Annotated in this window: 13 protein-coding genes; 8 read left to right on the top strand and 5 right to left on the bottom strand. The window is 71.4% G+C overall.

All coding sequences use genetic code 11. The features are described 5' to 3' along the window. Positions 1-425 precede the first annotated feature (425 nt). The 5 genes from ACIQPR_RS05365 to ACIQPR_RS05385 all read right to left on the bottom strand — a co-directional run bounded on the left by ACIQPR_RS05365 (position 426) and on the right by ACIQPR_RS05385 (position 7,614). Positions 426-1,355, bottom strand: coding sequence for an EamA family transporter (locus tag ACIQPR_RS05365; protein ID WP_403642943.1), 930 nt, complete (start codon positions 1,353-1,355; stop codon positions 426-428). A 113-nt stretch (positions 1,356-1,468) separates the two neighbouring features. Continuing rightward, complete coding sequence (locus ACIQPR_RS05370) at positions 1,469-3,511, bottom strand: ABC transporter ATP-binding protein (protein WP_403642182.1); 2,043 nt, start codon at positions 3,509-3,511, stop codon at positions 1,469-1,471. 96 nt (positions 3,512-3,607) lie between these two features. Beyond that, the gene (locus ACIQPR_RS05375) at positions 3,608-3,745 is read right to left on the bottom strand and encodes a hypothetical protein (RefSeq protein ID WP_403642185.1); all 138 of its coding nucleotides are present in this window, start codon (positions 3,743-3,745) and stop codon (positions 3,608-3,610) included. 249 nt (positions 3,746-3,994) lie between these two features. Further along, the gene (locus tag ACIQPR_RS05380; RefSeq protein WP_403642187.1) at positions 3,995-4,765 is read right to left on the bottom strand and encodes a metallophosphoesterase family protein; all 771 of its coding nucleotides are present in this window, start codon (positions 4,763-4,765) and stop codon (positions 3,995-3,997) included. Continuing rightward, the gene (locus ACIQPR_RS05385) at positions 4,762-7,614 is read right to left on the bottom strand and encodes an FAD-binding and (Fe-S)-binding domain-containing protein (protein WP_403642190.1); all 2,853 of its coding nucleotides are present in this window, start codon (positions 7,612-7,614) and stop codon (positions 4,762-4,764) included. Before ACIQPR_RS05385 ends, ACIQPR_RS05380 begins: the two co-directional genes overlap by 4 nt. A gap of 198 nt (positions 7,615-7,812) precedes the next feature. Between ACIQPR_RS05385 and ACIQPR_RS05390 the strand changes: the two genes are divergently transcribed. The 8 genes from ACIQPR_RS05390 to ACIQPR_RS05425 all read left to right on the top strand — a co-directional run bounded on the left by ACIQPR_RS05390 (position 7,813) and on the right by ACIQPR_RS05425 (position 15,846). Continuing rightward, on the top strand, positions 7,813-9,657 hold the full coding sequence (locus ACIQPR_RS05390; RefSeq protein WP_403642193.1) for an ATP-binding protein: 1,845 nt from the start codon (positions 7,813-7,815) through the stop codon (positions 9,655-9,657). Continuing rightward, positions 9,654-10,061 (top strand): roadblock/LC7 domain-containing protein, encoded by a 408-nt coding sequence (locus ACIQPR_RS05395; protein WP_403642196.1) that lies wholly within the window; start codon positions 9,654-9,656, stop codon positions 10,059-10,061. The genes ACIQPR_RS05390 and ACIQPR_RS05395 overlap by 4 nt, the downstream gene beginning before the upstream one ends. Then, complete coding sequence (locus ACIQPR_RS05400) at positions 10,058-10,402, top strand: DUF742 domain-containing protein (RefSeq protein WP_403642199.1); 345 nt, start codon at positions 10,058-10,060, stop codon at positions 10,400-10,402. The genes ACIQPR_RS05395 and ACIQPR_RS05400 overlap by 4 nt, the downstream gene beginning before the upstream one ends. Further along, on the top strand, positions 10,383-11,033 hold the full coding sequence (locus ACIQPR_RS05405; RefSeq protein ID WP_403642202.1) for a GTP-binding protein: 651 nt from the start codon (positions 10,383-10,385) through the stop codon (positions 11,031-11,033). The genes ACIQPR_RS05400 and ACIQPR_RS05405 overlap by 20 nt, the downstream gene beginning before the upstream one ends. Beyond that, positions 11,030-12,235 (top strand): cytochrome P450, encoded by a 1,206-nt coding sequence (locus tag ACIQPR_RS05410; protein ID WP_403642204.1) that lies wholly within the window; start codon positions 11,030-11,032, stop codon positions 12,233-12,235. Before ACIQPR_RS05405 ends, ACIQPR_RS05410 begins: the two co-directional genes overlap by 4 nt. 88 nt (positions 12,236-12,323) lie before the next feature. Next, a complete protein-coding gene (locus ACIQPR_RS05415; RefSeq protein ID WP_403642206.1) occupies positions 12,324-13,541 on the top strand; it encodes a cytochrome P450 in 1,218 nt (405 codons plus the stop codon). A 117-nt stretch (positions 13,542-13,658) separates the two neighbouring features. After that, positions 13,659-14,777, top strand: coding sequence for a phosphoserine transaminase (gene serC, locus ACIQPR_RS05420; RefSeq protein WP_403642208.1), 1,119 nt, complete (start codon positions 13,659-13,661; stop codon positions 14,775-14,777). Between the two features lie 253 nt (positions 14,778-15,030). Next, positions 15,031-15,846: an acyl carrier protein gene (locus tag ACIQPR_RS05425; protein ID WP_403642209.1), complete on the top strand. Its 816-nt coding sequence runs from the start codon at positions 15,031-15,033 to the stop codon at positions 15,844-15,846. The last annotated feature ends 2 nt before the right edge of the window (positions 15,847-15,848 follow it).

A 15,848-nucleotide genomic window follows, 5' to 3' on the forward strand; every position in this document is an offset into this window, starting at 1 on the left:
GCACGAGAGGAAGAAGAGGAGGGTGGGGGGTGCTGGAAGCCGGGGAGAAATCTAACCACTGACACGCACCATGACCGGTTAGAAATGACCCCGGCTTCTGGAGAGGGCAGGGTCGTCTAGGTGGGTGGGTGGTTGGTTGGTCAGTTGGCCCCCCTCGGGGTTGGCCGCTGAGACGGCCCGGCGTGCTGGCGAGGCGCGGACGCGTTCCTCTTCGCTGGGCGCGTACGCAGCCCAGGTAAGGGGTCCACCCAGCCGGGCCCCCTGCTCCTCCGGGCCGCTCGCTCGCTTCTCCACCGGGCTGGAGCGGACCGTGTCAAGGGTGACCCGGAGGGTCATCGGCGAAGCCGACGCGACCGCAGGGAGCGCCCTTTACTCGGTCCGTGGAAGCCCGACACTGGCAAAGAAGCGAGTGGCCCCACGGCGACCTACGACTGAGGGGCCACTCCAGCGGCCTCCCGCTTCGCCTTCCCCCGCCCCACCTGCGTCCGCACGGCTCCGATACTCGCCCCGATGACCAACCCGATGGCCAGGGACTCGGAGACGGACAGTGACTGGTGAAGGATCAGGAAACCCGCCGTGGCGGCGATGGCGGGCTCCAGGCTCATCAGGATGGCGAAGGTGGAGGCCGGCAGCCGTCGCAACGCCAGGAGTTCGAGCGTGTAGGGAAGAACGGACGAAAGGACCGCCACAGCCGACCCGAGCGCGATGGTCACCGGGTTCAGCAGCCTCGTACCCGACTCCGCGATACCGAGCGGCAGAAACACCACCGCCGCCACGGCCATCGCGAGCGCCAGCCCGTCGGCCTGCGGGAAGCGGCGTCCCGTACGGGCACTGAAGACGATGTACGTCGCCCACATGGCACCGGCGGCCAGTGCGAAGGCCACACCGACCGGGTCCAGATCGCCGAAGCCTCCGCCGCCGAGCAGGAACACGCCGGCCAGGGCGAGCCCGGCCCAGACGGCGTTGATCGCCCGGCGGGAGGTCAGTACGGACAGGGCGAGCGGGCCCAGTACCTCCAGGGTCACCGCCGGGCCCAGCGGGATGCGGGCCAGTGACTGGTAGAAGAGCCCGTTCATGGCAGCCATCGTGATGCCGAAGACGACGACCGTGCCCCAGTCCGTACGGGAGTGACCGCGCGGGCTCGGGCGGCAGACCACGAGCAGCACCACGGCCGCGACCAGCAGGCGGAGCGTGACCACGCCCAGTGATCCGGCCCGGGGAATCATCGTGACCGCGAGCGCTCCACCGAACTGCACCGAGATGCCCCCGGCCAGCACGAGGCCCACCGGACCGAAACGGCTGGGGGCGGCAGCCGGGGTCGCCGTCACGGGGGCGGTCGTCGACGTACTGGGGATGCTCACGGCGCTTCCAGGGGATCAGCTCGGGGTTCGTCCATCACGATGCACTGCTCGGTCCATGGTAATGGACTGAGACAGGTGTGAGAACCCTTTATGCAACTGTCCTGGACTCAGATGCCGCTCCAGGGGACCTCGTCCCGGAACAGCGGCCGACCGTCGGGGAGGGTGGCGGGCATGGGTCCGAAGAGCGGATCGGAGGCGTACTCGGCCTCGACGTAAGCGGGTTGATACGACTGCGACACCTGTTGCACGTAGGGCATCTGCTGCACCTGTGGCGCCTGCTGGACCTGTTGCATCTGCTGTACCTGTTGCATCTGCGGTGCCCAGCTCTCGACGAACAGCGGCAACCGCAGCTCCCCGGTGTCCATCACCGCGTTGTTCTGCGAACGGTGCAGTCGCGCGTACGCCCCGCCCCGCGCCATCAGCTCGTCGTGCCGGCCCGTCTCGACGATCCGTCCCCGGTCGACGACCAGGATGCGGTCGGCGTCGGGGGCGAGGTTGAGGTCATGGGTGATCATGATCGTCGTACGGCCCGCCATCAGTCGCCGCAGCGGCTTCACGACTCGTCGCGCCGCCATCGAGTCGAGCCCGGTCGTCGGTTCGTCGAGGACCAGGACCGGGGCGTCGCGCAGGATCGCCCTCGCGATGGCCAGCCGCTGGAGCTGACCGCCGGACAGGCGGGCCGAGTTGGGGTCGACCTTCGTGTCGTAGCCCTCGGGGAGGCGGAGGATGAACTCGTGGGCGTCGGCCGCGACCGCCGCGTCCATGATCGCCTGTTCGCTCGCGCCGGGCCGGCCGCAGGCGATGTTCGCGCGGACGGTGTCGTGCAGGACGAGGGTCTCCTGCGGGAGCAGGGTGACGTACTCGCGCAGGCGGGCGAGGGGGAGGTCGCGCAACGGGACGCCGTCGAGGAGGAGTTCGCCGGCGTCGGGGTCGTAGAAGCGGAGCAGCATCTTGGAGACCGTGGACTTGCCGGCGCCGCTGGGGCCGGTGACGATCACCAGTTCGCCGGGGTTGACGGTGAAGGAGAGGCCCTCCAGGGCGGGGCGGTCCGCGCCCGGGTAGCCGAAGGAGACGTCGCGGAACTCGACCGTGCCGTCCGGGCGGCCGAACTCCGTGCCGTGGCCGGGGTCGGCGACGGACGGTCGTACGTCGAGGATCTCGATCAGCCGCTCGGCGCCGGCGGTGGCGGCGGTGATGGTGAGGCCGAGTTGGGCGAGGCCGCGCACGGGCGGGTAGAGGTAGCCCAGGAAGGCGGAGAACGCGAGGAGTTGGCCGAGGGTCATGCGGCCGGTGGAGATCTCCCAGGCGCCGATGCCGATGACGGCGAGCACGCAGACGGTCTCGATGACGGTCACGAGCTGGCCGTACGCCTCGTTCAGGCGGGTCGCGCGGACCGAGGCACGGAACCAGGCGCCCGCCTCCTCGTTCAGGCGTCGGCGCTCGGCGTCGCGGCGGCCGTAGGCCTGGGTCAGCACGATGTTGCCGAGGGACTCCTCGACGACCGAGGTGATCGCGCCGTCGGCGACCCGGCCCTCGCGCGAGACGTCCTTGATGGAGCCGGAGAACCTGCGTGCCGCCAGCCAGAAGAGGGGGGCGAGGACGAAGGTCGCGGTGGCGAGGTCCCAGCGCAGCCAGAACGCGGCGGCGGCGTAGAACAGGGCGGAGAAGATCGCGGAGGCGGTGCCGATCACGCCGGAGACGACGAGTGTCTCGATCGCCTCGACGTCGCTGGTGAGGCGGGACAACAGGTCGCCCTGGCGGTGCTGTTGGAAGAAGTGCGGCGGCAACTGCTGTACGTGGTCGAAGACATGCTCACGCAGTCGCATCACGAAGCGTTCGGTCGCCCACGCGGCGAGGGAGTTGCCCGCGTACCCGACGATCGCGCCCACGACGGCCACGCCCAGCCACTTCGCCGCCGGGTTCCAGAACGCGCTCAGCGAGCCCTTGGCGAGGGCGTGGTCGGTCAGCTGGCTGAAGAGCAGGACGGACTCGGTCTCGGCGAGCGCCGCGAGCACCGTGCACACCCACACGATGATCAGCCAGCGTCTGAGACCTCGGGTCAGCGGCCAGAAGCGACGGAAGGCCGTACGGGCGGGAATAGTGGGCGTTTCATCGTCCTCGTATTCGAGGTCTTCGTCGTCCGCAACCATGTCACAATTCCCTTCGCTTTCCGTCGCCAGAATTCTTTGGAATTCAGGAAAGAAAAGAGGGCCGACTGCGTGGGTCGGCCCTCCTTCACCGCGGGATCAGCTGTTGTCGTCGGCGCCGGGGATCGGCTTCGGCGGCGGCGGAACGGGCTTGTGCTTCTTCTTCGGCTTCGGGGGCGGGGGCGGCAGCTGCTGCTTCTTGGGCTTGGGCAGCGGGGCGAGCTTGTTGAGGCCCATTCCGAACTCCTAGGTTGTGCAGTGGAATTTGTGCGTCAAAGTCGGGCGTTTTACCGCCCGGGGAATTCCCGACACCGATGAACTTACACGCCCCCGACACCAGGAATCGGCAAAGTCGGCAAGGGAACGGCAAGCAGGCGCTGTGAATACCTATGCGAATCCTGAGCGAGGTCCACGAACCTGAGAGTTCTCTAATAAACCTGAGAGCAGCCTTAACGAACCTGTGCTTCCGCCCTCAGACGACGGCCGTCATCGCCCGTCCCGGGGGCCGAACGCCTCCAGCGCGTCCGTGTCCGACGCGCGGGCGTTGAGGAAGTAGTCCGCCCAGGCGGCGATGTCCGGGTACGCGGACTCGCGGGTGAGGCGGGTGATCGCCGCCGGGATGTCGTACGGCGTCACGCGCAGGTCCGTGCCGGGGCCGAGGAGGCACCAGTGGGCGCCGGGGCGGCCGTAGGGCATGCCCACGCTGCCGGGGTTGACGATCAGGCGGCCCTGGGCGAGGCGGACGTACGGCATGTGGGTGTTGCCGCAGACCACCGTGCGGACGGAGTCGTCGAGGCCGGCCAGGACCTCGGTCCAGCGGGACGGGCGGGAGTCGACCAGGACGACTTCCTCGTCGTCGCGGGGTGTCGCGTGGCAGAAGAGGACCCTGCCGAGGCCTCGGACCGGGAGGGTCAGGGTCTTGGGGAGGGCGGCGAGGAAGTCGATCTGGTCGGGGCGGAGGGCCGTGGCCGCGAACGGGGCGATCGGGTCGGGGATCCCGGTGCGTTCGCCGCCGCGGTACTCGACCAGTTCGCGGTCCGCGTTGCCGGAGATCCACAGGACTCGGTCGCCCTGTGCGCGCAACAGGTCGACCACTTCCGCCGGTTGGGGGCCGGCCGTGATGTCGCCGGTCAGGACGACGCGGTCGGCGGCGGCCACCTCGGGTTCGGCGAGGACTGCTTCCAGGGCGGGGAGCACGCCGTGGATGTCGGAGAGGACCGCGACCCGGCCCAGCTCGTCTTCCTTTCCGTCGGTCATTTCGCGTCAGCCTCCAACGCCTCCGCCAGGACCTCCGCCAAGTGCCTCCCCTGTACCCCGGCCAGTTGCTCCAGCTGTGTACGGCACGAGAAGCCGTCCGCCAGGAGTACCGCGTCGTCGGGTGCCTGGCGTACGGCCGGGAGCAGTTGTTCCTCCGCGCAGGCCGCCGACACCTCGTAGTGGCCGCGCTCGAAGCCGAAGTTGCCCGCCAACCCGCAGCAGCCGCCGGACAGTTCGCCCGTGAGGCCGGCCGCCGCGCGCAGGCGGCGGTCGGGGGTGTCGCCGAGTACCGCGTGCTGGTGGCAGTGGGTCTGGCCGACCGCGGGGCGGTCGACGCGGGGCGGGGTCCAGTCGGGGGCGAGGCGTTCGAGTGCCTCGGCGAAGGTGAGGACCAGCGCGGCGAGGCGGGCCGCCCGGGGGTCGTCGGGGAGGAGTTCGGGGAGGTCGGTGCGCAGGGCCGCCGCGCAGCTCGGCTCCAGGACCACGACGGGCGGGGCGCCCTCGCGGTCGAGCAGGACGCCCATGCGGTCCAGGGTGGTGCGCATGACCGCGCGGGCGCGGTCCAGTTGGCCCGTCGACACATAGGTCAGTCCGCAGCACACGGGCTTGCCCGCCATCACCGGCGGGACGGGCAGCACGCCCAGTCCCGCCGCCTCCAGAACCCGTACGGCCGCGTGGCCGACGGAGGGTGAGAGGTGCTCCGTGAAGGTGTCCGGCCACAAGTAGGCCTGGCCTCCGGTCGGCGTCTCGGTGTACTCGACTCCGTCGTGCGTGTTCCGCCGGGACTCCGCCATGACCTTGCGCCGCCATGCCCGGGTGAACGGCACTGCCGCCACCCGCGGGATCTCCCGCTCCCCCGCGATCCCGCCCAGCCGCTTCGCGAGCCTCGCCAACACCCCTACGGAGGCGAGGGAGTTGACCAGCCACGCGGTGCGGGTGCGGGCCACCAGCCTGAGCCAGCGCGGCAGCCATCCCATCGTGTAGTGGGACGCGGGCCGGCGCCTGCCCTCGTAGTGGTGGTGCAGGAACTCCGCCTTGTACGTGGCCATGTCGACCCCGACCGGGCAGTCCGTGCGGCAGCCCTTGCAGGACAGGCACAGGTCCAGCGCGTCGCGGACCTCCGTGGACCGCCAGCCTCCGCCGACCAGTTCGCCCGCGAGCATCTCGTGCAGCAGGCGCGCCCGGCCGCGCGTGGAGTGCGCTTCCTCGCCGGTGGCCCGGAACGACGGGCACATCACCGACGATCCCGACACCTCTGTCGTACGGCACTTGGCGACCCCCACGCAGCGCCGGACCGCGGCCGAGAAGTCGCCGCCGTCGGACGGGTAGCCGAAGACCACGTCGACGGGTTCGCGGGGCAGGACGGAGAAGCGCAGGTTCGTGTCGAGGGGCGCGGGCCGCACCAGCATCCCGGGGTTCAGCAGGCCGTCCGGGTCCCACACCGCCTTCGCGCGCTCGAAGAGGGCCACCGTCTCGGCGCCGTACATCCTCGGCAGCAGTTCCGCGCGGGCCTGGCCGTCGCCGTGTTCGCCGGAGAGGGAGCCGCCGTGGGCCACCACCAGGTCGGCCAGGTCCTCGGAGAAGCCGCGGAAGCGGGCCACGCCCGGCTCCGTCAGCAGGTCGAAGTCGATACGGACGTGGATGCAGCCGTCCCCGAAGTGCCCGTAGGGCGTGCCGTGCAGGTCGTAGGACCCGAGGAGCGCCCTGAAGTCCCGCAGGTACGCGCCCAGTCGGGCCGGTGGTACCGCGCAGTCCTCCCAGCCGGGCCATGCCTCCGTACCGTCCGGCATCCTCGTCGCCGTGCCGCTCGCGTCCTCGCGGACGCGCCACAGCGCGCGTTGGGCCGCCGGGTCGGTCACCACGAGGGAGTCGAGGACGTCGGCCGCGCGGGCGATCGTCCCGGCACGCGCGTGCGCCTCCGCCGCCGTGTCGCCGCCGGTCTCCACGAACAGCCAGGCGGTGCCGCGGGGCAGGTCCGCCGTGAAGCGCACCAGGTCGGCGGCCATCCCCTCGACCGTGAGCGGCCCGTGGGCCAGCAGGCCCGCCGCCGCGTCGGCCGCCGCGCTCTCGTCGGCGTAGCCCAGCACGGCGAGGGCCCGCGCGCGGGGTGCCTCGACGAGTCGTACGACCGCTTCCGTGAGGATGCCGAGGGTGCCCTCGCTGCCGCAGAACGAGCGGGCGACGTCGGCGCCCTTCTCGGGGAGGAGGGCGTCCAGGGCGTAGCCGGAGATACGGCGCGGGAGGTCGGGGAAGCCGGTGCGCAGGCGGGCCAACTCGCCCTCCACGAGGGGCCGTAGACCTGTTGGGGCGCCCGCCCAGTCGCGGCCGGGGCGCAGCAGGTCGCCGCGTGCGGTGAGGACCGACAGCTCGCTCACGTTGTCCGCCGTGGTGCCCCAGGCGACCGAGTGGGAGCCGCAGGAGTTGTTGCCGATCATGCCGCCGAGGGTGCAGCGGCTGTGGGTCGAGGGGTCGGGGCCGAAGCGCAACCCGTGCGGGGCGGCGGCCTGTTGGAGGCGGTCGAGGACCAGACCGGGCTGGACCACGGCGGTGCGGGTGGCGGGGTCCAGGGACAGCACGGCGTTCATGTGACGGGTGAAGTCGAGGACGATGCCGGTGCCGGTCGCCTGGCCGGCGATGGAGGTGCCGCCGCCGCGGGCCACGACCGGTACTCCGTGCGCCCGGCAGGCGGCGAGGACGGCCGCCACGTCGTCGGCGTCACGGGGAGCGACGACGCCCAGCGGGACGCGCCGGTAGTTGGACGCGTCCATCGTCGTCAGCGCCCGGGACGTGACGTCGAAACCGACCTCGCCCCGGACGGTTCTCGTCAGCTCCGTCTGAAGATCCAGCATGCCCCCAGCATGGACGGATTCTGTAAACGCATCCAGAACCTCCCCAGTTCGATCACTAACTCTCATATAGTGACCGACAGTTGAGCACCCGGTGTCGCTTCTCGCCCAGGAACCCGACGAGCACCCCCCGAGGACACGACCGAGGACGACAGAGGACCACGACCAAAGACGCCCGAGGACCGACCGAGGACCCCCTTCATGACCGCCCCCATGCTTCCCGGCGAACGGCCCACCTTCCGCGCCCTCGCCCCCGCCCCGCTGCTCACCGCCGTCCTGGCCGGACTCGCGGTCGCCGGCGCGGTCTCCGTGGCACCCCGCTCGCAGCGCCTCGCGGTCGCCTGCGCGGCCGGCGCCGGCGCGCTGCTGCTGTGCGCGGCCGTCGCGGCGGCGGCACACGCCTACCAGACCGCCCGCGTCACCCGCCGCCGGCTGGAGGCCGTCACCCTGGACGCGGGCCGGCTGATGCAGGAACGGGCCCGGCTGAGCACGGAGTTGGACCGCGAACGGGTCCAGCTGACCGAGGAGCTGACCCACGAGCGGGCCCGGCTGACCACGGAACTCACCCAGGAACGCGCCCGGTTGACCTCCGAGTTCTCCCAGGAGCGGCTGCGGCTCACCACGTCCTTCGCGGAGGAACGCACCCGGCTCACGGAGGAAGCCACCCTGGAGCGGGCCCGACTGACCGCCGAGAACAAGCAGTTGTCCGAGCGGGCGCACCGGGACGCCCACGAACGCGCCGCCGCGCTCTCCGCCACCGCCAACGCGGCCGGCCGGATGCAGGCGCTGGCGACCGGCATGCTCGCCGACCTGCGGGTGATGGAGGAACGGCACTCCGACGAGGACGTCCTCGCCGATCTGCTGCACCTCGACCACCGCACCGCGCAGGCGGGCCGCCTCGCCGACTCCGTGGCCGTGCTCACCGGCGCCCGGTCCGGCCGTCGTTGGGCCCGCCCGATCGCCATGGAGTCGATCCTGCGCGGCGCGATGGGCCGGATCAGCGGCTACCAGCGGGTGCGGGTGCACTCCACGAGCGAGGCCGCCGTCGCCGGGCACGCGGCCGAGGGCGTGATGCACGCGCTCGCCGAACTCCTCGACAACGCCGCGAACTTCTCGCCGCCCACCGCCGAAGTGCATGTGTACGTCGAGGAGGTGCCGGCCGGGGTCATCGTGTCCGTGGAGGACAGCGGCCTGGTCATGGGCGACATCCAACTCCGGCGCGCGGAGCGGGCGGTGAGCGGTGACTCCGCCGAGCTGGGCGGTCTCACCGGCACCCGGCTGGGCCTCGCGGTCGTCGGGCGGCTGGCCCGCAAGTACGGGCTGAAGGTGTCGTACCGGCCCTCCGCGCGGGGCGGCACGGGTGTGCTGATGCTCGTGCCGCAGGACATCCTGGTGCCGCAGGACACCCCGGCCGCCCCGCAGGAGGCCGTCGCGCCGGCCGAGCCGGTGACCGCCGCGCCGGCCCCGGAGCCGGTCCGGGAGTCGGTCCGGGAGTCGGTCCGGGAGCCGCAGGCCTCGGCGGAGCCGGTCGTCCCGGGACAGCTGCGGGTGTCGTACGCCTCCGCGCGCGCCGGCTCCGACCTCGACCCGGACCCGGTCCCCACGCACGAGTCGGCGGACCGCGAGGAGTTGTCGGACGCCTTGTCGGAGGTCCTGGCCGAGTCGCGGCCGGACAGCCCGAGCGGGCTCCCTGAGGGCCTGCCGAAGCGGCGCCGGGGGCAGGCGCTGGCGGCGGCCGAGCGTTCCCGCGCGCGGGTGGAGGCCGCGGCTCCGCTGCTGCCGCACCCCGCGCCCACGGCCGACGACACCCTGGCCAGGACCGCCCGCTTCAACAGCTTCCGCCAGGCCGTACGCGGCGCGATGACCGAACAGCTGACGGACGTGACGGAGTCCGACGACGAGACGGCGGCCGAACCGTCGGCCGCCGAACAGCCCGCGTCCGTACGGGAGTCGGAGCCGACGCCCGAGTCGGAGCCGCAGCCGGAGTACGCCGAGTCCACCACGTCCCTCACCCACCCGCACCCGGAAGGCAACCCCACCTCATGACCGGCACGACCACCGCCGACGAGAAGCTCACCTGGCTCATCGAGGGCCTGTTGGAGCGCACCCCGGGCGCGCGCCACGCGCTCGTGCTGTCCCGGGACGGCCTGAAGCTGTGCCGGACGCCCGAACTCTCCGTCGACCAGGCCGACCAGCTCGCCGCCATCGCCGCCGGGATCCAGTCCCTGTCGCACGGCGCGTCGGTGGAGTTCGGCGACGGCAGCGGGGGCGTGCGCTCCGCGATGACGGAGTTCCACGGCGGGGTGCTGTTCATCGTCGAGGCGGGCGAGGGCGCGCATCTGGCCCTGGTCACCGCGGAGGACGCGGACGCGGGTCTGATCGGGCACAACATGAGCGAGCTGGTCGAGCAGCTCGGCGAGCACCTGCGCGCGGAACCCCGTACGTCATGAGCCGCCCCGGCAGGGACGACTCGCCCGACCGCCTCTACACGCTCACCGGGGGCCGCACCCGTTCCGCACCGGACAACCCGTTCGACCTGGTGACCCTGGTGGTCGCCGAGTGCGATCCGGCGACCGGGATGCAGTCGGAGCACGCGGCGATCCTGCGGCTCGCCGAACACCCCACGGCAGTGGTGGAGTTGGCGGCCGAACTGAAGCTCCCGGTGAGCATCACCAAGATCCTCCTCTCCGACCTTCTCGCGGCCGGCCGGGTCAGTGCCCGGCATCCGCGCAAGGCCGTGTCCGATCCCGACGTCCTGGAACAGGTGCTCGTTGGACTCCGCAACCTCTGACGCGGCCGACAAGGCCCGCACCCCGCTGGGTGCCAGCGCCGACAACGGCCTCAAGATCGTGGTCGTCGGCGGCTTCGGCGTCGGCAAGACCACGCTGGTCCGTTCGGTCAGCGAGATACGTCCCCTCAACACCGAGGAGACGATGACGAAGGCCGGCGAGGCCGTCGACGACATCAGCGAGGTGCGCGGCAAGTCCGCGACGACCGTCGCCTTCGACTTCGGCCGCATCACGCTCGACGCCCACAACGTGCTGTACCTGTTCGGCGCGCCCGGCCAGGAACGGTTCTGGTTCCTGTGGGACCGGCTGTTCTCCGGGACGCTCGGCGCGGTCGTCCTCGTCGACACCCGCCGTATCGGCGACTCCTGGTACGCCATCGACCGCCTCGAACACCACGGCACCCCCTTCATCGTGGCCTGCAACGACTTCGGCGGCCCCACGTACACCCCGCGGCAGATCCGCGAGGCCCTCGACCTCGACCCGCACGTCCCCCTCCTGGACTGCGACGCCCGCTCCCGCGCGTCCGCGAAGCAGGTCCTGATCACCCTGGTCGAGCACGTCCGCGGCGGCCACGGCGCCCAGGACCCCGCCCGCCCGCATGTCCCCGTCCCGCACCAGGAGTTGGCTCTGTGACCGCGCCCGTACCGCTGAGTGGACCCAGGTTCCAGACCGAACCGGCGCGGCTGTACCGGGAGATGCGGCGCGAGCACGGCGCCGTGACGCCCGTGGTGCTGGACGGCGACATCCCGGCCTGGCTGGTGCTCGGCTACCGCGAACTGCACCAGGTCACCGGCGATCCGGTCCTGTTCAGCCGTGACTCGGACCTGTGGAGCCAGTGGGACCACATCCCCGACGACTGGCCGCTGCTGCCGATGATCGGCCGCAGGCAGCCGTCGATCCTGTACACGGTCGGCGAACGGCACCGCGAGCGCGTCGGCATGATCAGCGACGCGCTGGAGGCCGTCGACCCGTCCGAACTGCGGTCGTACGCCGAGAAGTTCGCGGACGAGCTGATCGACGGGATCTGCGCCAAGGGGGAGACGGACCTCGTCGGCGACTACGCGATGCTGCTGCCGGTGCGGGTGCTGGCCCGGCTCTACGGCTTCCGGGACGAGCAGGGCCCGGGGCTCGTCACCGCCCTCAACGACATGATCGACGGGCGCGAGCGGGCCATCGCCGGGCAGACTCATCTGGCCGGTTCCATGGGGCAGTTGCTGGCCGACCGGAAGGCCGAGCCGGCCGACGACGTCGTGTCGCGGATGCTCACGCACAGCTCCGGTTTCTCCGATCTGGAGATCGCGCAGGACCTGATGGTGATGATGGCGGCCGGCCACCAGCCGACCGCCGACTGGATCGGCAACTCGCTGCGGCTGATGCTGACGGACGACCGTTTCGCGGCCTCCCTCTTCGGTGGCCGCAACAGTGTCGCCGAGGCGATGAACGAGGTCCTGTGGGAGGACACCCCCACCCAGAACGTGGCCGGGCGCTGGGCCTCCCGGGACACCCAGCTCGGCGGCCGGCGCATCCGCAGCGGCGACCTGCTGCTGCTCGGCCTCCAGGGCGCCAACTCCGACCCCCAGGTCCGCACCGACGGCGCCTCGCTCACCGGCGGCAACAACGCGCACTTCTCCTTCGGGCACGGGGAGCACCGGTGTCCCTTCCCCGCGCAGGAGGTCGCCGAGGTCATCGCGCGGACGGGCATCGAGGTCGTACTGGACCGGCTGCCGGACATCGACCTGGCGGTCCCGGCCGAGTCCCTGACGCGCCGGCCCTCGCCGTGGCTGCGGGGCCTGACCGCGCTGCCGGTGCGTTTCACACCCGTGCCCGCGCTCTGATCCCGCGTACGTCCCGCGCCTGTCACGTCCCGCGTACGCCCCCCGTACGTCACGTCCCGCGCCCGTCACGCCCTTGGAGGCATCCCGTATGACCAGCACGCGCATCGTTCTCGACCCCTTCGTCGGCGACCTGGACGGCGAGAGCGCCAGGCTTCGGGCGGCCGGTCCGCTGGCCGCCGTGGAACTCCCCGGTGGGGTGCCCGTATGGGCCGTGACCCATCACGCGGAGGCGAAACAGCTGCTCACGGATCCGCGGCTGGTGAAGGACATCAACGTCTGGGGGGCCTGGCAGCGCGGGGAGATCCCCGCGGACTGGCCGCTGATCGGGCTGGCGAACCCGGGCCGTTCCATGCTGACCGTGGACGGCGCGGACCACCGCCGGATGCGCACGCTGGTCGCGCAGGCGCTCACCCCGCGCCGGGTGGAGCAGCTGCGGGAGCGGATCGCGAAGCTGACCGAGGGCCTCCTCGACGGCCTCGACGGCCTCGACGGCGACGTGGTCGATCTGAAGGCGGAGTTCGCCTACCCGCTCCCCATGTATGTGATCGCCGACCTGATGGGCATAGCGGAGTCCCGACTCCCGCGCCTGAAGGAGCTGTTCGAGAAGTTCTTCTCGACGCAGACCCCGCCGGCCGAGGTGATCGCGACGCTCACGGAACTCGCGGGCATCATGGCGGCGACGGTCGCGGCCAAGCGCGCCGAGCCGGGCGACGACCTGACGTCGGCCCTGATCGCCGCCTCCGAGGACGGCGACCACCTCACCGACGAGGAGATCGTCTCCACGCTGCAACTGATGGTCGCGGCGGGCCACGAGACGACGATCTCGCTGATCGTCAACGCGGTCGTCAACCTGTCGACGCACCCCGTCCAGCGCGCCCTGGTCCTGGCCGGCGAGGCCGACTGGTCCTCGGTGGTCGAGGAGACCCTGCGCCACTCCACGCCCACCTCGCACGTCCTGATCCGGTTCGCCACGGAGGACGTCCAGGTCGGCGACCAGGTCCTCCCAGCCGGGGACGCGCTGATCGTGTCGTACGCCGCGATCGGCCGCGACGAGCAGGCGCACGGTCCGACGGCGGGCGAGTTCGACATCACCCGCACCAGCGAGAACCGGCACATCTCCTTCGGGCACGGCCCGCACGTCTGCCCCGGCGCGGCGCTGTCCCGGCTGGAGGCGGACGTGGCGCTCCCGGCGCTCTACGAGCGTTTCCCGCAGCTGGACCTGGCGGTCGCGGCGTCCGAGCTGCGCAACAAGCCGGTGGTGACGCAGAACGACATCTTCGAGCTGCCGGTACGCCTGGCACCGTAGCCCGCCCGCCGCCCGCCGTCCGCCGTCCGTCCACGGGCCGGAGGGGTCGCCGCTCCGGCCGTCTCATCGAACGGACGCGTTTCCGTCCGGTTTCGCCGAGGCGATACGCTCCGGCTCGTGGCTGATATCGAGATTCCCGCTGACATCAAGCCCGCCGACGGACGTTTCGGCGCTGGCCCCTCCAAGGTGCGGACGGAGGCGCTGGACGCGCTGGCCGCCACCGGTACGTCCCTGCTCGGCACCTCCCACCGCCAGGCCCCGGTCAAGAACCTGGTCGGCAAGGTGCGCGAGGGCGTCTCCGCGCTGTTCTCGCTCCCCGAGGGCTACGAGGTGATCCTCGGCAACGGCGGCTCGACGGCGTTCTGGGACGTCGCGACCCACGGCCTCATCGAGAACAAGTCGCAGCACCTGAACTTCGGCGAGTTCAGCTCCAAGTTCGCCAAGGCGGCCAAGCTGGCCCCGTGGCTGGCCGAGCCGACCGTCATCGCGTCCGACCCCGGCACGCACCCGGAGCCGGTGGCGGAGGCGGGCGTGGACGTCTACGCCTTCACGCACAACGAGACGTCGACGGGTGTGGCCGCGCCGGTCAAGCGCGTCGCGGGTGCCGACGAGGGCGCGCTGGTCCTGGTGGACGCGACGTCGGGCGCGGGCGGTCTCCCGGTGGACGTGTCCGAGACGGACGTCTACTACTTCGCCCCGCAGAAGTCCTTCGCCTCCGACGGCGGCCTGTGGATCGGCGTGTTCTCCCCCGCGGCGATCGAGCGCGCGGAGCGCGTCCACGCCTCCGGCCGCCACGTCCCGGAGTTCTTCTCGCTCCCGACCGCGATCGACAACTCGCGCAAGAACCAGACGTACAACACCCCGGCCCTGTCCACCCTGTTCCTCCTCAACGAGCAGCTGGAGTGGATCAACGGCCAGGGTGGCCTGGCCTGGTCGACGGCCCGCACGAAGGACTCGTCCGGCCGCCTCTACGGCTGGGCGGAGGAGTCGAAGCACGCGACCCCGTTCGTGTCCGACCCCACCAAGCGCTCGCAGGTCATCGGCACCATCGACTTCGCCGACGAGATCGACGCGGCGGCCGTCGCCAAGGTCCTGCGCGCCAACGGCATCGTCGACACCGAGCCCTACCGCAAGCTCGGCCGCAACCAGCTCCGCGTGGCGATGTTCCCGGCGATCGACCCGGCGGACGTCGAGGCACTGACCAAGTGCATCGACTACGTCATCGAGAAGCTCTGACTTCTCTCCCACGACGAGGAAGGGCGCCCCGCGATCGGCTCGCGGGGCGCCCTTCGGCGTCGTAGGAGGACGGCGGGCCGCTCGCAGCCGACATCGAGGTGAACCCGCAACCGGGACAAATCAACCGCCCGCCACAGCCGCGTAACAGCGACGGCGAACGGAACAACTCCCGCCCCGCTCCACCGGTCGAACCTGCTGCGTCGCACCCTCGCGGCGCAACTCCCGCACTCCCGACCGACGTTGGAGTCGCCCCATGACCAGGAAGCCCCTGCCGACGCGGCTCGCCGCTACCGGCGCGCTGCTGCTGCTCACCACCGGCGCCCTGTCCGCGCCCGCCGCCTCCGCGACGCCCTCGGACGCGTCCCCCGGTGACGCCTACGTGCTGAAGGTGACGACCGACCCGACCGCCACCAGCCACGACAACCGCCATGTCGACGTCATCGGCACGGTCACCGAGGCGGATGGCACGCCCGCGCCGAACATCCCCGTCACGGTCCAGGAAGTCGTCCGTTTCACCACCTGGAACCCGTGGGGCGACCCGATCGACCCCACCTACTACGAGCCGCGCGACCTGGGCACGCCGGTCACCGACGCGAACGGGAGGTTCACCGTCCCCGACGTCGCGATCGACCACACGAGCGGCAGCAGCCTGCTCAACGTCCAGCAGGGGGTGGAGATCACGGCCCTCTACGACGTGGACGGCGACCTCGACACCCCGCAGGACGGCTACTACGCGGACACCACGGTGAACGCCAACGCCCGTACCAGCTCGGTCAGTTACCGGGTCAGCAAGAAGAAGGTGAAGTCCGGCGACATCCTCACGGTCACAGGCCGGGTCACCCTCCCCAAGGGCGTCCAGCCCGCCGGCACCGAGGTCTTCCTCCAGACGTACTGGGAGCAGGAGTACGACGTACGGACGATCGCCACGTACGACGGCTCCTTCGCCCTGTCGGTCCGCGTCACGGGCTACGACGACACGTTCACGCTCCGCACGGCACCGAGGGACATGTACGTGACGGGGGCGCGACAGGCACTGCCGATCACGAACACGTCGTTGCCGCGCGGGTAGCC

Source organism: Streptomyces sp. NPDC091280, assembly GCF_044768565.1.
GTDB lineage: Bacteria > Actinomycetota > Actinomycetes > Streptomycetales > Streptomycetaceae > Streptomyces.